Source organism: Collinsella sp. AF38-3AC (assembly GCF_003474365.1).
GTDB lineage: Bacteria > Actinomycetota > Coriobacteriia > Coriobacteriales > Coriobacteriaceae > Collinsella.
In genome coordinates this window covers 1-18,492 of sequence record NZ_QROM01000015.1, presented here as the reverse complement: position 1 = coordinate 18,492, position 18,492 = coordinate 1, and the positions used below count along the sequence as shown (strand labels likewise).

Annotated in this window: 14 protein-coding genes and 2 pseudogenes; 10 read left to right on the top strand and 6 right to left on the bottom strand. The window is 59.5% G+C overall.

The features are described 5' to 3' along the window. Positions 1-74: 74 nt before the first annotated feature. From DW029_RS08535 to rpmH, 5 genes are read right to left on the bottom strand one after another with little or no spacing between them, the layout of a single operon-like run. Complete coding sequence (locus DW029_RS08535) at positions 75-644, bottom strand: R3H domain-containing nucleic acid-binding protein (protein ID WP_022093802.1); 570 nt, start codon at positions 642-644, stop codon at positions 75-77. Between the two features lie 44 nt (positions 645-688). Then, entirely contained in the window at positions 689-1,459 is a 771-nt protein-coding gene (locus DW029_RS08530; protein WP_117734818.1) for a YidC/Oxa1 family membrane protein insertase, read from the bottom strand. Positions 1,460-1,488: 29 nt separating this feature from the next. Beyond that, positions 1,489-1,713: a membrane protein insertion efficiency factor YidD gene (gene yidD, locus DW029_RS08525; RefSeq protein ID WP_117584026.1), complete on the bottom strand. Its 225-nt coding sequence runs from the start codon at positions 1,711-1,713 to the stop codon at positions 1,489-1,491. Further along, positions 1,710-2,048, bottom strand: coding sequence for a ribonuclease P protein component (rnpA, locus tag DW029_RS08520; protein WP_118345789.1), 339 nt, complete (start codon positions 2,046-2,048; stop codon positions 1,710-1,712). Before rnpA ends, yidD begins: the two co-directional genes overlap by 4 nt. A gap of 20 nt (positions 2,049-2,068) precedes the next feature. Then, a complete protein-coding gene (gene rpmH, locus DW029_RS08515; RefSeq protein WP_019127408.1) occupies positions 2,069-2,203 on the bottom strand; it encodes a 50S ribosomal protein L34 in 135 nt (44 codons plus the stop codon). A 345-nt stretch (positions 2,204-2,548) separates the two neighbouring features. Here rpmH and DW029_RS08510 point away from each other — a divergent pair, with 345 nt between their 5' ends. From DW029_RS08510 to DW029_RS08460, 10 genes and pseudogenes are all read left to right on the top strand, one after another. Further along, positions 2,549-3,694 (top strand): ATP-binding protein, encoded by a 1,146-nt coding sequence (locus DW029_RS08510; RefSeq protein WP_117743370.1) that lies wholly within the window; start codon positions 2,549-2,551, stop codon positions 3,692-3,694. Between the two features lie 15 nt (positions 3,695-3,709). After that, a complete protein-coding gene (locus tag DW029_RS08505; RefSeq protein WP_117734814.1) occupies positions 3,710-5,434 on the top strand; it encodes a DnaA ATPase domain-containing protein in 1,725 nt (574 codons plus the stop codon). A 238-nt stretch (positions 5,435-5,672) separates the two neighbouring features. Then, entirely contained in the window at positions 5,673-6,776 is a 1,104-nt protein-coding gene (dnaN, locus tag DW029_RS08500) for a DNA polymerase III subunit beta (RefSeq protein ID WP_022094338.1), read from the top strand. 9 nt (positions 6,777-6,785) lie between these two features. Continuing rightward, positions 6,786-7,892 carry a DNA replication/repair protein RecF gene (locus DW029_RS08495; protein WP_118345788.1) on the top strand — a complete coding sequence of 369 codons (1,107 nt, stop codon included), beginning with the start codon at positions 6,786-6,788 and terminating at the stop codon, positions 7,890-7,892. Beyond that, the gene (locus tag DW029_RS08490) at positions 7,879-8,442 is read left to right on the top strand and encodes a DciA family protein (RefSeq protein WP_118098355.1); all 564 of its coding nucleotides are present in this window, start codon (positions 7,879-7,881) and stop codon (positions 8,440-8,442) included. The genes DW029_RS08495 and DW029_RS08490 overlap by 14 nt, the downstream gene beginning before the upstream one ends. Positions 8,443-8,547: 105 nt before the next feature. Beyond that, positions 8,548-10,578 (top strand): DNA topoisomerase (ATP-hydrolyzing) subunit B, encoded by a 2,031-nt coding sequence (gene gyrB / locus DW029_RS08485; protein WP_117734810.1) that lies wholly within the window; start codon positions 8,548-8,550, stop codon positions 10,576-10,578. Positions 10,579-10,619: 41 nt separating this feature from the next. After that, positions 10,620-13,370, top strand: coding sequence for a DNA gyrase subunit A (gene gyrA, locus DW029_RS08480; protein ID WP_199406615.1), 2,751 nt, complete (start codon positions 10,620-10,622; stop codon positions 13,368-13,370). A 12-nt stretch (positions 13,371-13,382) separates the two neighbouring features. After that, positions 13,383-13,607: pseudogene (locus tag DW029_RS08475) on the top strand (dTDP-glucose 4,6-dehydratase); the annotation flags it as partial. Positions 13,608-14,668: 1,061 nt separating this feature from the next. Further along, positions 14,669-16,321 (top strand): RNA-binding domain-containing protein, encoded by a 1,653-nt coding sequence (locus DW029_RS08470; protein ID WP_117734808.1) that lies wholly within the window; start codon positions 14,669-14,671, stop codon positions 16,319-16,321. A 769-nt stretch (positions 16,322-17,090) separates the two neighbouring features. Next, a pseudogene (locus tag DW029_RS08460) lies at positions 17,091-17,546 on the top strand (GDP-mannose 4,6-dehydratase); the annotation flags it as partial. On the opposite strand, the gene istA reads toward DW029_RS08460, so the two are convergent. Next, positions 17,440-18,264 carry an IS21 family transposase gene (gene istA / locus DW029_RS11885; protein WP_370220269.1) on the bottom strand — a complete coding sequence of 275 codons (825 nt, stop codon included), beginning with the start codon at positions 18,262-18,264 and terminating at the stop codon, positions 17,440-17,442. The pseudogene DW029_RS08460 and the gene istA sit on opposite strands and share 107 nt — an antisense overlap. Positions 18,265-18,492 lie beyond the last annotated feature (228 nt).

Here is an 18,492-nt window from a genome sequence, read left to right as displayed (position 1 = left end):
ATCAGTGTATCGAGAACTTTTGACAAAAAAAGGGGACGTGGAAACCACGTCCCCTAAGCATAAGCTCGAGTAGATTATCGAGCAACAATCACAACATGGCGATCGGGATCAGAGCCCTCGGAATGAGTGTCAACGGCATCGTTGCCGCGAAGGGCAATGTGAACCAGTCGACGCTCATAGGCATTCATGGGCGGCAAGGAAACACTCTTATGAGTGCGAATGGCGCGCTCGGCAGCGGACTGCGCCATGGAAGCAACCTTGTCCTGTCGGCGGCTCTTATAACCCTCGACGTCCACGACGACCGGATACCTAAAGCCAAGCTTGCGGCTCACCAGCAGCGAGAACATAACCTGAAGGGCATCGAGGGTACGTCCGTGACGCCCAATGAGAACAGCAAGATCCGGAGCCGTTACATCCAAAATCAGCTCACCCTCGTCGCCCTCATACTCATCGATAGGAGAGTTGGCGGCATCGAAGTGCGAAAGGATGGAACGCAGGATGGAAATCGCGACATCGGCAATGGTGTCGAGCTCCTCGTCTGTCAGCTCTTCACCAGCCTTGTAGCGCTGTGCAATCTCGGGATAATCGCCCGCGACCTGCGGGGCAACCTCCTCAAGCATATCCTCGATGATCTCTTCAGACATAACGTACTCCAAAAGTTAGGTACCTAAATAAGATTACTGTCCCACTACTTCTTCTTGTGCGGGCGCGGCTTCTTCTCGCGACGAGTGACCTCGACCTGCAGCGGAGCGTTCTTAAGACGCTCCTCCTCATCGGCCTTAGCCTTGTCAATAACCTTCTGCGTCACGAAGATCTGCTGGATAACCTGCCAGGCAGAAGACACATCGTAGTACAGCAGAACGCCGACGGGCAGGCTCCAGCCCATCCAAAGCATCATGACCGTCATGACAACGGCCATCATACGCATGCTCTGCGCCTGCTGGCCGGTCTGATTGCGCGACATATAGAGCTGCGGAATCAAGGTCAGGACGGCAAAGAGGATCAGGCAGATCAACGCAGGCAGTGCGACCATAAAACCATCGGCAAAAGAGGCGCTCGGCGTGGTGGTCAAGTCGGGCAGAATATTAAAGAACGAGAACGTGCCGTCGTTAAAGTAGTCCGGCAGGTTACGCAGCAGCGTAAATAGGGCGAACAGGACAGGCATCTGGATCAACAGCGGCAGACAACCAGCCATGGGGTTGAACTTGTTCTCGCTGTAGAACTTCTGCATCTCCTCGGCCTGACGCTGGGGATCGTCGGCATAGCGCTCCTGTATCTCGAGCATCTTGGGCTGAAGCACTTGCATGCGAGCCGTCGACTTGGTCGACTTGAGCATAAGCGGCGTCAGCAGCAGACGGATGATGACCACCAGGATGATGATGGACAGGCCCCAGTCGACCGCAAAGGTCTGGATGAGCTTGAGCAGCTCGAAAAGGATGTTAACGATCCAATCCCACATGTAAGTTTTCCTCCGATAGCGAGTGCCCGCTAAGGCACAGGGTCATAACCGCCGACGTGCAGGGGATTGCAGCGAGCGATGCGCCTCACGGCAAGCCAGCAGCCTCTCAAAACACCGTACTTCTCAATCGCCTGGATGGCGTATTGCGAGCACGTTGGGTAATAAATGCAGGCGTCAGGCAATAAGGGCGAAATAACCTGTTGATATATGCGAATAGGAGCGATGGCAACACGTCGCAAAACGTGATTGCTCATCGCTCCTCCCCGGCAACGCCGGCGCGTTTCATAAGCGAACGCAATGCCTTGTCCATCTCCTGCGGCGAGGAATCCCCCGTCTTGGGAGTTGCGAACAAGATGATGTCATAACCCGCAACGGGAAATCCGCAGCTGTGGGCGGCCTCGCGCATCACACGCTTAGAACGGTTGCGCACGACTGCGCAACCGAGCCGTTTAGCACCAACGAAGGCGACCCTTCCGGAGTCGCCTTCGCCAACCGATTCACATATGGTCATTCGAATCAGAGGGTGATTGAAACGACGCCCCTGACTGAACACATGCTCGAAATCTTGCCGAGACTTAATAGTCTTCATGCGAGATGTGTGTATCGCTGCTAGACAGTGAGACGCTTGCGGCCCTTGGCGCGGCGACGGGCGAGCACGGCACGACCGCCCTTGGTGGCCATACGGGCACGGAAGCCATGGGTCTTGGCACGCTTACGCTTATTAGGCTGATACGTACGCTTCATCTTAAGTTCCTCCTGCTGCATTTCGAGTGTCCGCGGGGGCGCGGACGCAGATATAGACACGTGAGCTTGAAGATTGTAGGGAAATCAATGTTCAAATGTCAAGAAATCAAAGGTAAAAGGTTGCGCAGTTCACACGGTTCCCCCATAAGCCGAGCTCGATTTAGCGGTGCGTGGCAACTTTTCACGATATTTCATCGAGTTTTCAACAGGTCATGTTGGCAATGTTGAGAACTTTTCGTCCGTTTTCCAAAGTTTTCAACAGGTTTTGAAAAGTTGTCGAAAGATGAGAAACATTGCACGGTGAGCTACTATTTGTTCGAAACCTATTGAAAGATTGCGAGCGGCATGTCTGACGACTTTTACACCATGGTCGATTCCGGAGACCCGGCACCCGACAACGAGCACATCACCGGCGTGCGCGAAGAGCGCGACGAAGGCGAGCAGACGACCACGCAGGCGCCAAAAGCCATGTACGCCGCACGCATAGCGGTCTATGACGACATGCTGTCGACGCCGCGCGTCATCGTCATAGATCCGCAAGATGTCCGCACGTACTTGGAAGAGACAACCAACACCGTCTACCAGTGCATGAAAGAACAAGGTGGCCATATCTCGCTCATGGTCATCCGCGAGATTGTCGAAAACTTTATCCACGCGCACTTTGCCGAGCCCATCATCTCGATTCTGGACGGCGGAGACACCATCCGCTTTGCTGATCAAGGACCCGGTATCGACGACAAGGAACGCGCTTTCGACTTTGGCGTGACCAGCGCAAACAGCAACATGAAGCGATACATTCGCGGGACTGGGGCTGGGTTTCCCATGGTGCAGGAATACCTGGAAAATGCCGGCGGCGCCGTGTCCATCGAGGACAACATGGGCAGCGGCACCGTGGTTACGGTAAGTCTGGACCCCAAGCGCGTGCAGGAAATCGAGCGTGCCGGCGGACGCGGTGCTGCCGTGCGGCCCGAGACGGAGCAGCCCACATATCCCCTGCCGGGAGCTTTTGCGCAGCAGCCCATGGCAACGCAGCAGATGCCGCCACTGGGGTATAGCCAGCAGTTCCCGCAGCAGTACCAGCAGGGATATCAGCAGCCGTACCAGCAGATGCCGCAGCAGCAGTACAACCCCTGGGCCCAGCAGATGCCTCCGCAGCCTTACCAACAGTGGCCCCAAAGTTTTCAACAGCAAATGCCGACGGTGCAGAGTTCTCAACAACCAGCAGCTCAAATGATGTATCCTAATGCAGCAAATCAGTATGCGCAGCCACAACCGGACGTGTTCGTAAGCGATCGCGGCAACGCCGCGCTGGGCTATCTGGCGCAAAATCAAGCGTGCGGTGCAACCGATCTGGCGAGGGCGTTTGGAAACTCGGCCCCCACTTGGTCACGCACGCTCAATGACTTGGCGCAGGCCGGCTTGGTCATCAAGCATGGCCAGAAATACCATCTGACCGAACTCGGCGCCGCCCGCGTGCGAGCTCAGGGCTAAAGAACGGGAGAGACAGTGGACGAGGAAGCAAGCATCATCCTGGGGGATGCCATCGCCTTTTGCCAGCGCGACGGCCAAGATGCACGCCTCATCAACATGCTGGGGCAATCGCGCGCCATAAGCCTGACCGAAGATACGCTCACGATCGAGGCGCCCTCGCGCTTTGCCATCGCGCAGCTCAAAAAACATCAGTCGACTATTGAGGCCTATCTGGAAGAAATCGCCTTTGCACCGATTGCACTCGACATCGTGGCACCGCAAGGCGCCGCGACAGAATCCGCTGCCGCGACGGCGCCCGCCACGGCTCCCGCTACTTCCCCGGCGGCGCCGGCCTCCGCAGGCGACGCGCCGACAATCGAGCACCAGCACGGCGATGTTTCCCGTGAAACCATGGCACCGTTGCCGGCCGCGGCGGCGACGTCAACGAACGCACCCGTCACGCACATGCCCATCGCCCACGACGCAGCGGCGGGCGCGGATTCGGGCATTGCAATCAAGAACACGCTCTCGGCCGATGATTTTCGTCGCATGATGAACCAGATGAAGGGCGGAGCGCCGACTAAATCCACGCAAGCTGCGACCCCCGCTTCACCCATGCCAGCACCGACCGTGCCGGCCGAGCAGAATACGGATGGAGCCCCACTCGCCGCGAACTCAAAATTTACCTTTGAGAACTTTGTCTACGGCCCCGAGAACAGCCACGCCTATCGCTCGGCACTCAAGTTTGCCGCCCTCGCGGACGAGCGCGGCACGTGCACATCGCTGTTCATCTACGGCAAATCGGGCCTGGGCAAGACGCACCTGCTGCTTGCCATCAAAAACGAGCTCGCCGAGAAGTCGCCCGAGATCAAGGTCAAGTATGCCAACTCCCAGGCATATCTGGACGACCTGATGACCGAGTTCGACCGCCAAAAGAAGAGCAACGCCCCCATCATGCAGGCGTACCACGGCGTGGACGTGCTCATCATCGATGACATCCAAAACATCATCGGCAAGCGCGCGAGCGTGGACTACTTTTTCCAGCTCATGGACGAGTTCATCCGCAACAACAAGAAGGTCGTCATCGCGGCAGACCGCGCCCCCAAGGACCTGAGCATGGACGAGCGTCTGACCAGCCGCTTCAACGCCGGCATGCTCTGCCTGGTCGCAGAGCCCAGCTACGAGATGAAATACAAGATCTTGCAGCGCTATTACGAGAACACCATCGTCGCCGCTCCCGAGGCAGGCGACGACTCGCTGCTGGCGGCCTATGGGGGCGACGGCGGACACCTGACCGATGAGCACTTTAAACACATGGCCGAGGTCTCGGGCACCAACATCCGCGAACTCGAGAGCTTCTGCGAGCGCTGCGCCGGCGAGGCGGGCGACCGCGAGCGCGAGGGCGGGGAGCTCACCTTTGATGATATCGACGCCATCGCCAGCCAGTACTTCGACACATCGGCCAAAAAGATCAACGTGCAAACGGTTCAGTCCGTCATCGAAGAGCAGTACGGCGTGACGCACGAGGAACTCATCGGCCCGCGGCGCAACGCCAACATCGCCAAAGCACGCCACATTGCCATCTATCTGGCAATCGAGATGTGCGAGATGACAACCACGGCAGTGGGCGCCGAATTTGGCAACCGCAACCACTCGACCGTCAGCACAAGCTACAAAAAGGTCCAGAAGATGATCCAGGAAGACCGCACCGTCACCGAAGACCTCAAGTCGCTGCGCGATAAAATTACACTGCGCTCGTAGGGAAATAGAGACACCTGTTGAAAACTTGTCGAAACCACGGGCATAAGGTGTCTAAAACCCAACCCGCGGTGATGAAAAGTTTTGCGCAGGTTTTGAACGTGGAAAACCACCCCCGTTGCACACAGGTTGCTGTCGATTCTCTTTTTGGGTCTGACCTGCGTCTTTGGGAGTAATCAACAGTTTCGTCAGTGCTATTACTATTATTAAGATATTTATATCTATAGAAAGGTATTAAAAGATGAAGTTCACCGTCAGTCAGAGCTCGCTTACACAAGCCATCGGCGTCGTTATGAAGGGTGTCGCTTCGGCATCCACCCTTCCCATCCTGTCGGGCGTGCTCGTTAAGGCGCAAGACGGCATCTTGGAATTCCAGACCTCTAACTACACCATCTCGATCCGTCATCGCATCGCGGCGCATGTCGAAGAAGAGGGCGAGATGGTTATCCCCTGTAAGATGCTCTCCAATATCACCAAGACTCTCCCCGATGCCCCGGTCACCTTTGAGCTGTCCGAGCGCCAGGTGCTGATTGGTTGCGAGAAGAGCTCTTTCCGCCTGAACACGCTCGATGCCAATGACTTCCCCGAGTTTCCGGCCTATGCCATCGAGAGTGCCGTGGAGCTGCCGACCGATATCTTGTCCGAGATGGTCGGCCGCGTGTGGCGCGTCACCTCGACCGACAAAGCCCGCCCCATCCTGGGCGGCGTGCACATGAAGGTCGAGAACAACACCGTGCGCCTGGTGGCGACCGATTCCTTCCGCTTGGCCGTGTGCGATACGCAGGTCGAGACCTCGACCCTCGAGGGCTCCTTTGAGCTCAACGTTCCGGCGGACGCCTTTAACGACGCACTGAACATCATGGCCAGCCAGGCGACCATCATGATCGGGGCTACCGACACCCAGGTCGTCTTCGAGGCCGGCAACACCACCTACGTGTCGCGCCGCATCGAGGGCGTGTACCCCAACTACAAGCAGCTCATCCCCGATTCGTGCGTGACGAGCGTCAAGATCGACGTCGCCGCCTTTAACGCCGCCCTCAAGCGCGTGGCCGTTATCGCGAGCGCCAACCCCGCCGTCAAGTTCGAGATCGATGTCGAGAACGGGCAGATGGGCTTGTCCTCCATTTCCAATGACCAGGACCTTGCGCAGGAGACGATCGATGTCGAGGCCGAGGGCGAGTCGGGTACTATCGCCTTCAACTACCACTACATCTTCGGCTGCCTCAATGCCCTGTCCAAGGAGAAGGAGATCACACTGGAGCTCAAGAGCTACTCGCAGGCGGGCATCTTCAAGTCCTACGACAAGATCAACTACCTGTACCTAGTCATGCCGGTCCGCATCTAGCGCTGCGCCATGACCATATTCGCCCGCGATCTTTCCGTCGCGCACTACCGCAGTTTCGATAGCTATCGCCTTGCCCTGGACGAAGGCGTGACGATACTTGCGGGACCCAACGCGGCGGGAAAGACCAATCTCATAGAGGCACTGCAGCTGCTGACGAGCGGCGCCTCGTTTAGGCATCCGACCGCAGCCGAGCTCGTCCATGACGGCGTGGGCTCGTGCAAGGTCGAGCTGAGACTCGAGGGCGACGGCCGCGTGCTTGATATGGGATTGAGCGCGGAGGACGGTAAGCGCTCGTTTAGCCGAAACGGCAAGAGATGCTCTGCCGCCGATGTGCGCGGGGTTCTGCCGAGCGTGCTGTTTTGCCCCGACCATCTGGACATGGTTAAGCGGGGCGCCAGTGTGCGCCGCGCCGCCCTCGATGACTTTGGCATGCAGCTGAGCGCACGCTATGCCGATCTTGCGAGCACCTATGGGCGCTGCGTGACCCAACGTAACGCCTTGCTCAAGGAAACCTGGTGCTGCCGCGAGATGCTCGGCGCGTGGAACGATTCGATTGCCCGCGCGGGCTCGGCTCTGCTCGTGCACCGGTTGGCCCTGCTCGACCGGCTGGCGGGCCATGTGCACACTGCCTACGGGCAAGTGGCGTCCGGCGAGGCCGCCAACGTGACCTATGCGTCCACGCTGGGGGATTTGCCCCAGGTCGAGGATCGCGAAGAGCTGAAGGGCTGGGCGTACGAGCGCATGCTGGCTGCCCTTGATGAGCACGCCGACGAGGAAATTCGCCGCGGCGTGACGCTGGTGGGACCGCATCGCGACGAGATCGAGTTTACCGTGGCGGGTCGCTCCGCCCGTTCATTTGCCAGCCAAGGACAGCAGCGAACGCTGGTGCTGTCCTGGAAGGTGGCCGAGGTGGCCGTGGCTCGCGATGTCCTGGGCACCGCCCCACTGCTGCTTTTGGACGACGTGATGAGCGAGCTCGACGGCGAGCGCCGCGGTGCTTTCCTGCGTCTGATCGGCGATGATATCCAGACGGTTATAACCACGACCAACCTGGGGTACTTTACCGATGACCTGCTTGATCGAGCCAAGGTGGTGAGCATGGGTGAGACGTGCTAATTACGAGCGCGAGAGCGAGACGGTCGCCTTCAGTGGCTTTTTGAACGCAGAGCGCCAGCGCATCCTGGCGTCGGCGACGCCTAAGCGCCGTGCGCAGATGGAGGCTGCCGAGGAGTCGCGCGCGGTCTATCGCGCGTGGAACGCGGTGTGCTCGGGCACGCGCGAGGGGCGGCATGTGACGGGGCTGCGCTACCTGCCCGAGTCCAATGAGCTGCTGGTGTATCTCGACTCGCCCTCGTGGACGCAGGAAATGACGCTGTTGCGCGAGATCATCCGCGCGCGCATGGAACGCGCCGGTGCGCATGTGGACGGCCTGGTGTTCAAAACCACCGCACCCGGTCACACGCCGCCCGCCGCCAAGGAGCGCCTGCGCCCGGCGACGACCGAGCGCCCGCCGGCCCCGCACGCCGACCTAAGTGAGGGCGAGCGCACCGAGATCAAGCGCCAAGTGGCGCCCATCGAAGACCAAAAACTGCGCGAGGCCCTCGAGAACGCCATGAGAGCCAGTGCCGAGTGGGCCAAGGGCGTGCAAAGCAAAAAAGAGCCTTAAATCGCATCTGGTGGCCTTGTAGAGCCAAATACCCTCGTTCCCGAGGGTATTTTTTTACGATAAACTAGTAAGGCTGTACACATTTTCTTGACTGAAGGAGGACGTGTGGCAAACGAAAACGATTACGATGGCGGCGAGATTAAGATTCTCGAAGGTCTCGAGGCCGTTCGTAAGCGCCCGGGCATGTATATCGGTTCGACGAGTGCCAGCGGTCTGCATCACCTGGTGTGGGAGATCGTTGACAACTCCGTCGACGAGGCCATGGCCGGTTTCTGCACCGAGATCCAGGTGACGGTCCACGCCGACAACTCCATCACGGTCGTCGACAACGGGCGCGGCATCCCCGTCGACGAGCACCCTGTTAAAAAGATTCCGACGCTCGAGGTCGTCATGACGATCCTGCACGCCGGCGGTAAGTTCGATAACTCGGCCTATAAGGTCTCGGGCGGCCTGCACGGCGTGGGCATCTCCGTCGTCAACGCACTGTCCAAGCGCGTGGTCGTTCAGGTTCGCCGCGATGGCAACACCTACGAGATGGAGTTCTCGCGCGGCAAGACTGTCAAGAAGATGGAGGTCGTGGGCACCTCGGATTCGACGGGCACCACCGTCACCTTCTGGCCCGACGACGAGATCTTCGAGACCTGCATCTACGATTTCGATACGCTGCACAACCGTCTGCAGGAGACGGCGTTCCTCAATAAGAACCTCAAGATCGTGCTGACCGACGAGCGCGAGGCGACTCCCCACGTGGAGGAGTTTTGCTACGAGGGCGGCATCATCGACTTCGTCGAGTTCCTCAACGAGGGCAAGGACGTCCCCGAGGCCTTTAAGGAGCCCATCTACATCGAGGGCAAATCGGACCCGGACGCGCCTGTGGCCAAGATGGGCGAGGTCGAGGTTTCCCTGCAGTGGAATAGCGGCTACGGCGAGAACGTCATGTCGTTTGCCAACGATATCTACACCCCCGAGGGCGGCATGCACCTTGAGGGCTTCCGCACCGCGCTTACCCGCGTAATCAACGATTACGCGCGCAAGCAGAATCTGCTCAAGGAAAAGGACGCCAACCTGACCGGCGACGATGTGCGCGAGGGCCTTTCGGCCGTTATCTCGGTCAAGCTGCCCGACCCGCAGTTTGAGGGCCAGACCAAGGCCAAGCTCGGCAGCTCCTATATGCGCGCGCTGACGCTCAAGATCGTGACCGACGGCCTCGCCGATTACCTCGAGGAGCACCCTAAGCCTGCCCGCGAGATCGTCAAGAAGGCCCAGCAGGCCTGCAAGGCCCGCAATGCCGCCCGCAAGGCGCGCGAGGCGACGCGTCGCAAGAGCCTACTCGAGACGGCGTCCCTGCCCGGTAAGCTCGCTGACTGCTCGGTGCGCGATGCCGAGCTGACCGAGCTCTTTATCGTAGAGGGCGACTCGGCAGGCGGCTCGGCCAAGGACGGCCGTCGCCGAGACATCCAGGCGATTCTGCCCCTGCGCGGCAAGATTTTGAACGTCGAACGCGTTGGCGACCACCGCGCGTTCTCGAGTGACACCATCCAGTCGCTGATTACCGCGATCGGCTGCGGCGTTACGACGAGTGCCGGCGACGGCGGCGACTTCGATATTGCTAAGGCGCGTTACCACAAGATCATCATCATGACCGATGCAGACGTCGACGGTGCGCATATCCGCATCCTGCTGCTGACATTCTTCTACAAGTACATGCGTCCGCTGATCGATGCCGGCTACGTCTATGTTGCCTGCCCGCCCATCTTTGGCATTAAGGTGCGCAACAAGATCCACTACGTGTATCCCAACGGCCGCCAGCCCGAAGACGAGATCCTACGCGACACCATCCAGAGTCTGGGCCTGAACCCCGACGACAACGACGAGGACGGCAAGGCCAAGGATGGCAAGATCACCAAGAAACGCAAAGGCTATACCGTCCAGCGCTACAAGGGCCTGGGCGAGATGGACCCCAAGCAGCTTGCCTCGACGACGATGGACCCCAAGACCCGTATTCTGCAGCGCGTGTCGATCGAGGACGCCGTGGTGGCAGACCGCGCCGTGCGCGAGCTGATGGGTTCCGAGGTCGGCTATCGCCGCGAGTACATTGAAAAACATGCACATGATGCACGATTCCTTGACGCTTAAGAGGAGGTAACGTGGCAGACGATATCAACAATAACGAGGGTATGGGCGAGGCCGGCGATGCCGGTATGCCCGACGATCTGAAGCGCCTGCTTGCCCGTGCTGAGCAGGGCGAGGACGGCGATCCGGACGCCTATAACCCCGATGCCGATGATGAGGAGGAAGAGGACGACGACGCCGAGCTCGAGGAGAGCTTTGGCGAAGTCGACCGTGGCGCCTCGGCCGGCGAGGATATCAACGGCGGCCAGCTCCAGATTTCGGAGTTCGGTCGCGAGATGAAGCAGTCGTTTATCGAGTATTCGATGTCGGTCATCACGGCGCGCGCCCTGCCGGACGTGCGCGACGGCTTAAAGCCGGTGCACCGCCGCATCCTGTACGCGATGAACGAGAGCGGCATCTACCCCAACCGCCCGCACAAGAAGTCGGCGTGGACGGTCGGCGAAGTTATCGGTAAGTACCACCCGCACGGCGATTCCGCGGTCTACGAGGCCATGGTTCGCCTGGCGCAGTGGTTCTCCATGCGCACGCCGCTCATCGACGGCCACGGCAACTTCGGCAACATCGATGGCGACGGCGCGGCGGCCATGCGTTACACCGAGAGCCGCCTGGCAAAGCCCGCCATGGAGCTTCTGCGCGACCTGCAGAAGGATACCGTCGACTGGCAGCCCAACTACGACGAATCGCTCGCCGAGCCCCAGGCGCTGCCTGCGCGCTTCCCCAACCTGCTGGTCAACGGCAGCCAGGGCATCGCCGTCGGCATGGCCACCAACATCGCCCCGCATAACCTCACCGAGGCGATCGAGGCCACCTGCTACCTGATCGACAACCCCGACGCCACCGTCGACGAACTCATGCAGATCATGCCCGGTCCGGACTTCCCCACCGGCGCCATCATCATGGGCAGCGCTGGCATTAAGCAGAGCTACGAGACCGGCCGCGGCTCCATTACCGTGCGTGCCAAGGCACATGTGGAGTCCACCAAGACCGGCCGCAGCCGCCTGGTCTTTACCGAGATTCCCTACATGGTCAACAAGGGCACCCTGCAGGAGAAGATCGCCCAGCTCGTTAACGACAAGCGCATCGAGGGCATCTCAGACATGCGCGATGAGTCCAACCAGAAGGGCATCCGTCTGGTCATCGAGCTCAAGAAGGGCGTCATTCCGCAGGTCGTGCTCAACAACCTGTATAAGTACACCTCGCTGCAGACGACCTTCGGCGCCAACAACCTGGCGCTTGTCAACGGCGTGCCCAAATGCCTGAGCCTGCGCGAGATGCTGCAGCACTACATCGACCACCAGGTCGACGTCGTCACCCGCCGCACCCGCTTCGACCTTAAGAAGGCCCAGGCCCGCGCGCATATCCTCGAGGGCTACCTGATGGCCCTTGACCATATCGACGAGGTCATTAGCATCATCCGCTCCTCGCAGACCGACTCCGAGGCCAGCAGCCGCCTGATCGAGCGCTTTGGGTTTACGCCCGAGCAGACCACGGCCATCCTTGAGATGAAGCTCCGCCGCCTCACCGGCCTGGAGCGCGACAAGATCGAGGAAGAACTCGAAGGCCTGCGCCGCGCCATCGCCTACTACGAGGATCTGCTTGCGCACGAGGAGAAGATCCTCGGCGTGATCAAGGAGGAGATGCGCGAGATCGCCCGCAAGTTTGGCGACAAGCGCCGCACCGAGATCACCCACGCCGAGAAGGACCTCGACGTCGAGGACCTCATCGCCGACGAGGACATGGTCGTGACCATCACCCACACCGGCTACGTGAAGCGCATCCCGGTGGCCGCCTACCGCGCCCAGAAGCGCGGCGGCAAGGGCGTCTCCGGCGTGAGCCTCAAGGAAGACGACGTCATCGACGAGATGTTCATCGCCAGCACCCATGAATACGTGCTGTTCTTCTCGACGCGCGGCAAGGTGTACCGCCTCAAGGTGCATGAGCTGCCCGTGGGCACCCGCCAGGCCCGCGGCACCGCGATCGTCAACCTGCTGCCCTTCGAGGAGGGCGAGAAGATCGCGAGCGTCATCAGCTGCCGCGAGTTCCCGGCCGACGAGTACCTGATGTTTGCCACCAAGAGCGGCATGGTCAAGAAGACCGTGATGAGCGCATATGACCGCAGCCGCCGCGACGGCCTGATCGCTATCAACCTGCGTGACGACGACGCGCTGCTGAACGTGCGCCGCGTGCGCGAGGGTGACAAGATCATCCTGGCCACCACTGCGGGCAAGGCGATTATGTTCTCCGAGGAGCAGGTGCGCGCCACCGGCCGCGACACCAGCGGCGTTCGCGGTATCGGTATGAAGGACGGCGTGAGCGTTCTGGGCATGGAAGTCACTAACGGCAACGGCGATCTGTTCGTCATTACCGAGCGCGGCTACGGCAAACGCACGCCGGTTGCGGACTACCCGGAGCAGAATCGCGGCGGCCAGGGCGTCTACACCATCCAAATGACCGAGCGTAAGGGTAACCTCGCGGCCATGAAGGCGGTGGGCCCGCAGCACGAGCTGTTCATCGTGACGGAAGGCGCGACGGTCATTCGAGTCAAGACCGACGAGATCAGCCAGACCGGTCGCGCGACCCAGGGTGTGAAGATGATGAGCGTGGGAGATGGCGACCGCGTCACCGCTGTGGCTCGTATGACGAGTGCCAAGAAGAAGGCCAAGGTTCCGGCCGTTGCCGAGGGCCAGGAGTCGCTCGACCCGCTGGCCGCCGGCGCGATGGAAGCCCCGGCCGATGACGACCATGTTGACATCGGCTCTGGTGACGAGGCGCTGGAGGACCTGCTCGAGGAGTAAGTGAAGGCCTTCGGCCGCCCCGAGGACGACTTCGACTGGGTGCGCGACCGCCCCGGCCACGACCGCCGCTACGCCATCGACGCGGCCAAGCTCCGCCGCGAGCTCGGCTGGGAGCCGAGGAACACCGACTTCGCCGCGGGCCTCGCGGGGACGATCCGCTGGTACCGCGCCAACGAGGCCCGGCGGCGCTCCGCCAAGGAGGCCACCGAGGCCAGGTACAAATCTCAGGGGCAGTAGGACCGCCCGCGTCAATACGGCGGGCCTCTCTGGCGTCTTCCGAAAGGGCCTGTCTCGCCTGAGGCTTCCATTGGTTTGACGATGCCCCCGTGGACCCAAATGATGGCGGGTCCATGGGGGCGTCTCATTTCGTGGGTTGGTTAGGCATGGAGCGGCCTCTTCATCCGTGTCGATTTGCGATGCCATTCGTCCTAATCCTCAGCGGCACTTCAAGATTGTCAATTATCCAGCCCCCTGGAGAGCCAATGCCTATAACATTCACACCCATCTCCGACCGTGTATCAGGGTGTCGGATATATCGAGATCGCATGTCGCCCATGGTATCGGAAGGCTTATCCCATAGAAATTAATCGGAGAGGTGTCTATTGTTTCGAGGTGGCCGTTCGCCCTACGGATCCACGATGTGCCACGGGCGTCGGTAAAAGCAATCTCTGAGCCAAGAACAATTCCCATTCCGCGCCCGTGAGTTGGCAAAAGAGTGGACCAGGAACCCGGAGGAAGAACGGATATGTAAGAACGACATTCATAGTCAGGGCCGGCGAGTTCACCGTTAGGTTTAGGGCCGCTTCCCTGGATTCCAACACAAGTTATGACGACGTTGTAAACCGGAGATTCACTTTTGTTTGACAAGACAGTCCGCATGTATAGGAAAGCGCTGTCGTATGGGTGGTCGTCGGGCCCGAGATCCTCAAGCCAGCACGAGACGCCTTCCACCTGAGCGCCGCCGCATATCTTCATCGTGTACATTTCTTGCGCGATGAGAGTCTCGGAGTGCGACTATGACCGCTGTGGCAGTTGCTATCGCGCTTATGATTTGAACTGCTAACTCTATGAGTCGATCACAAGTCATGCCGTCTCCATTCATATTGCGTGCATGTTAGGTCCTTGAAAGGGCATTCTAGTCTCACGATATCGAAAAAAAGCCGTTCCCGAGGAATTTGGAATTAATTGCTGGAATATGCCCCGTCGTGAGGCGATATATCAAACTATATCTATACTATCGATATATATATCTGATTACAGATATAATCTGATACAGATTCAGATATAAGGAGTTGGATATGAGTGTCCCGCAGCGCGAATCTTTAATCGTAGAATTTAAGAGCGATCGTAAGACCATCTCCGAAAATGTCATCGTAGATGAGGTGGTTGCCCTCTCCAACACCGATGGAGGGGAGCTGTACATTGGTGTCGAGGACGACGGAACGCTCACCGGTGCTCAGCCTCAACATCGAGACCCGTTGCAGATGAGCGCCATGATTGCGAACAAGACAGTGCCTTCTGTCTCCGTGCGAACGGTCGTCCTTGTGGAAGACGAAAAGTACATTACTCGAATAGAGGTTCCGCGTTCCACGAGCGTCATCGCTTCCGCCCAGGGGCGTATCCTGCGCCGGCGTCTCAAGGCCAACGGCGAACCTGAGAGCATACCAATGTATCCGTACGAGATATCGACCCGCCTCTCCGACCTTGGTCGCTTGGATTACTCCGCCCAGCCCGTCCCGGATACTACGCGTGAAGATTTTGATCCGTTGGCGATGGAAAATCTTCGTAATGTTGTGCGGAAATACAATAACAGCGATAAATCGCTTCTAGAGCTCGACGATGAGGATCTTGAGAGGGCGTTGGGGTTTGTCGCAACCGTTGGAGACCAAACAATTCCAACTTTGACGGGACTGTTGATGATCGGCCGCGAAGATGTTCTTGCCAAGGCCGTCCCCACTTCCGAGGCGACCCTTCAGGTGCTGGAGGGCACGAATGTGAGGGTAAACCTTACCTATAAAGGCCCCCTGCTCCGCACTATCGAGCAGGTCTCCGAGGCGATCATACCGTGGAATCCCGTCACCGAAGTATCTTTGGGGTTGTTCAGCGATCCGATTGAAACGTTTAACGGCCGCGCAATTCGCGAGGCGCTTGTAAACGCATTCGGGCACAGGGATTACTCGATGTTGGGTAGGGTCCGCGTTCTGATTGACGACACGGGTTTAACCATTTCGAATCCGGGCGGTTTTATCGAAGGCATATCGATCGATAACCTTCTCACTGCCGATCCCCATGGAAGAAATCCGAGTCTCATGGACGCCCTTAAGCGCATCGGCCTCGCAGAGCGAACCGGGCGAGGGATCGACCGAATCTATGAAGGCTCCCTGCTTTCGGGCAGGCCTCTCCCGGATTATTCCGAATCCGGTTCGACGGGCGTCAGCCTGTTTATTGCGCGCAGCAAGCCGGACCAGGAATTCATCAAGCTCATTGCGGAAGAGTCGGAGAAGAGATCTGCGCCGCTTCCCCTGCAGACCCTGCTTGTCCTCGATGCGCTCAAGCGCCTGCGTCGAGCTACGATTGAGGTGCTGACAGAGCATGTTGACGTTCGAAAGGCTCAACTCATCCAGACGGTAGAGCTGCTGGTCGAGTCTGGTCTGGTTGAGGCAGTTGGCTCGGCGGCGCATAGGGAATACCGTATGAGCTCAAAAGTATATAAGCGCACGGGAAGAGTTAAGGAGTATGTACGTCAGGCGGACATCGATTCGATCCGCTATCCAGAACTCATTTTAAGACTGGCGCGGGAACAGGGGCGTGTGACCAAGCAGGATGTGGCGGAGCTCCTTCACGTTAATCCCGATGTTGCTTACTATGAAATTCGGAAGTTGATCAAGGCTGGAGAGCTTAAGTCGGCAAAACGCGGTCCGGACGCCCATTACGTCCTGAGCTCCCAGTAGTGGGGCTCAATATCTATATCGAACTATATCTGGAACTCTGACATCTATATCGATACCACAGAGATAGTCCGATATAGATGGGGTGATGTTAGATATCGTCTCAAAAGGCTCATAGCTGACGGTGTAGTCACTGTTGATGTTCACTAAGATGTGGTCCGAATGACCACCGCTTCCTGAGTGCCGTGGTCATTGAGAATTGAGCAGAGCATGCCCCGGAAGGGTAACTGCATCGACGACGGCGCCATGGAGCAGGTCTTCGGCCACATGAAGGACAAGTTCTTCCGGAGGGATGTGGCCCGACTTCGAGTTCTTCAAAGCGGACCTCGACGCAATTATCTTTCTATTCCTGCAAGATGTAATAGCTTGAGCGTAATCAGCGCGAGGTTGTATGAAATCCAGTGAATGTCCAGCTTCATGCCTTTGAATAGGGAGCTGCCTTCCGCACCGCCGTATTCTGGATACCGAAAGTATTCAATGTGTCCCTCCTCAACGCACTTTTGGTATAACGTGCAGAAATCGACAATCCAATCGCAATACGCCGGTAGCGGGCTATATGCGTTATTGACCTTCTCGGCAAGAACACCGAGGTTGTGGGTTCTAATGAAGGAGTTGGTTTTGGCGAGCAGGAGATACTCCTATTTCAAGTGTGCTCGGGGTTTGATTTTGCGCCCGTCGTACGCTTTGTTTTGGCGCTTGAACCGAATGGTCGTTGGGGCGTATGGACTCGCGGTGCGGTGTGAATCCGATTTGCCAGGTGAAGGGGTGAATCATGTCTAGCTCCGTTTTCATGCTCCGCCGCATCGTCGTCACCGGCGGCTGCGGCTTCATCGGCTCCAACTTCGTCCACCACGTGGTGCGCGAGCACCCCGGCGTGCACTACCACCACGTCTCCACCGACGAGGTCTACGGCGACCTGGAGCTCGACGACCCAGCCCGCTTCACCGAGGAGACCCCGTACCGCCCGAGCTCGCCCTACAGCTCCACCAAGGCGGCCTCGGACATGCTCGTGCGCGCCTGGGCCCGCACCTTCGGACTTGCGGCCACCATCTCCAACTGCTCCAACAACTACGGCCCCTACCAGCACGTGGAGAAGTTCATCCCCAGGCAGGTCACGAACCTCATCGACGGCGTGCGCCCCAAGCTCTACGGCGACGGCCGCAACGTCCGCGACTGGATCCACACCGAGGACCACAGCTCCGCCCCGACCTCGGCTGGGAGCCGAGGAACACCGACTTCCAGCCGAACGCCGGCACGGGGACGAGGGGGTTGCGCCGGAGGAACCCCACGGCGTTCTCGACGGAGCCCTTCTCGTTTCCCGAATAGGGGTTGCAGTACCGGCTCTCGAAGCGGTAGTGGGCCCTGAACTGCGAGAACAGCCTCGATTCCGTGACCTCCCCGCGCACCATCCTGCCCGCCTCGGTGGCGTTGTCGAGCACCATCGCCGCCGGGGCGCGGCCCCAGCGGCGGAAGATCTCGAGCAGCCCGGCGCACAGGCACTCCGACCTCTGCGACATGAGGGCGACGCACTGCCGGTCGTTCGAGTGCGGAAGCGTCGCGACCAGCAGCTTGAGGTCGAGGGTCCTCCCGCCGACCGCGGCGCGGAAGTTCCCGAAATCGACCTGGCAGGTGCCGGGCGCCCACTCGAGCTCGAGGTACCCCTCTCCGCCCGCCGCCGCCCGGGCAAGCCTGAACTCGCGGACGAACCTCTGCACGGTGGAGTACGAGCCGCCGTAGCCGCGCTCGGCGACGAGCCTGTCGTAGATCCGCCTGGCGGTGTGGCGCTGCTTCCTCGGGGCCCCGAGGTCGGCCTCGAGAACGCCCGCGACCCATTCCTCGTTGCCCTCGAGCGCGGGCCTGCCCCTCCTCTGGGGCATCGGCGCGGCGGGCGACATGTCCTCCATGTCGGCGTACTTCGCCACGGTGTTCCGGCTCACGTGGAGCATTCGGGCGATCTCGGACCTCGAGCGCCCGGCGGCATCCATCGACCGTATGTCATTCACTGTGTCCAGGGGCACGGTCATCTCCTCCATCCTTCCCGGGCGGGCTCGCCAAAGTAACCGCCCGGGGAAACCATACGGCGAGGGCCGCGCCCCCGGTCCCCGGGGCGCGGCCCTCTTGCTTCAAGACTTTAGTCTGCTGGCCGCGCAGCGGCCAGCTTTAAACCACCCGCT

Excerpts from the sequence above, each read along its gene's own strand:
- DW029_RS08470 (WP_117734808.1), top strand. The coding sequence starts at position 14,669 with ATGAGTGTCCCGCAGCGCGAATCTTTAATCGTAGAATTTAAGAGCGAT.
- DW029_RS08530 (WP_117734818.1), bottom strand. The coding sequence starts at position 1,459 with ATGTGGGATTGGATCGTTAACATCCTTTTCGAGCTGCTCAAGCTCATC.
- dnaN (WP_022094338.1), top strand. The coding sequence starts at position 5,673 with ATGAAGTTCACCGTCAGTCAGAGCTCGCTTACACAAGCCATCGGCGTC.
- DW029_RS08535 (WP_022093802.1), bottom strand. The coding sequence starts at position 644 with ATGTCTGAAGAGATCATCGAGGATATGCTTGAGGAGGTTGCCCCGCAG.
- istA (WP_370220269.1), bottom strand. The coding sequence starts at position 18,264 with ATGCTCCACGTGAGCCGGAACACCGTGGCGAAGTACGCCGACATGGAG.
- yidD (WP_117584026.1), bottom strand. The coding sequence starts at position 1,713 with ATGAGCAATCACGTTTTGCGACGTGTTGCCATCGCTCCTATTCGCATA.
- rnpA (WP_118345789.1), bottom strand. The coding sequence starts at position 2,048 with ATGAAGACTATTAAGTCTCGGCAAGATTTCGAGCATGTGTTCAGTCAG.
- DW029_RS08510 (WP_117743370.1), top strand. The coding sequence starts at position 2,549 with ATGTCTGACGACTTTTACACCATGGTCGATTCCGGAGACCCGGCACCC.
- rpmH (WP_019127408.1), bottom strand. The coding sequence starts at position 2,203 with ATGAAGCGTACGTATCAGCCTAATAAGCGTAAGCGTGCCAAGACCCAT.
- gyrA (WP_199406615.1), top strand. The coding sequence starts at position 10,620 with ATGGGCGAGGCCGGCGATGCCGGTATGCCCGACGATCTGAAGCGCCTG.
- DW029_RS08495 (WP_118345788.1), top strand. The coding sequence starts at position 6,786 with ATGACCATATTCGCCCGCGATCTTTCCGTCGCGCACTACCGCAGTTTC.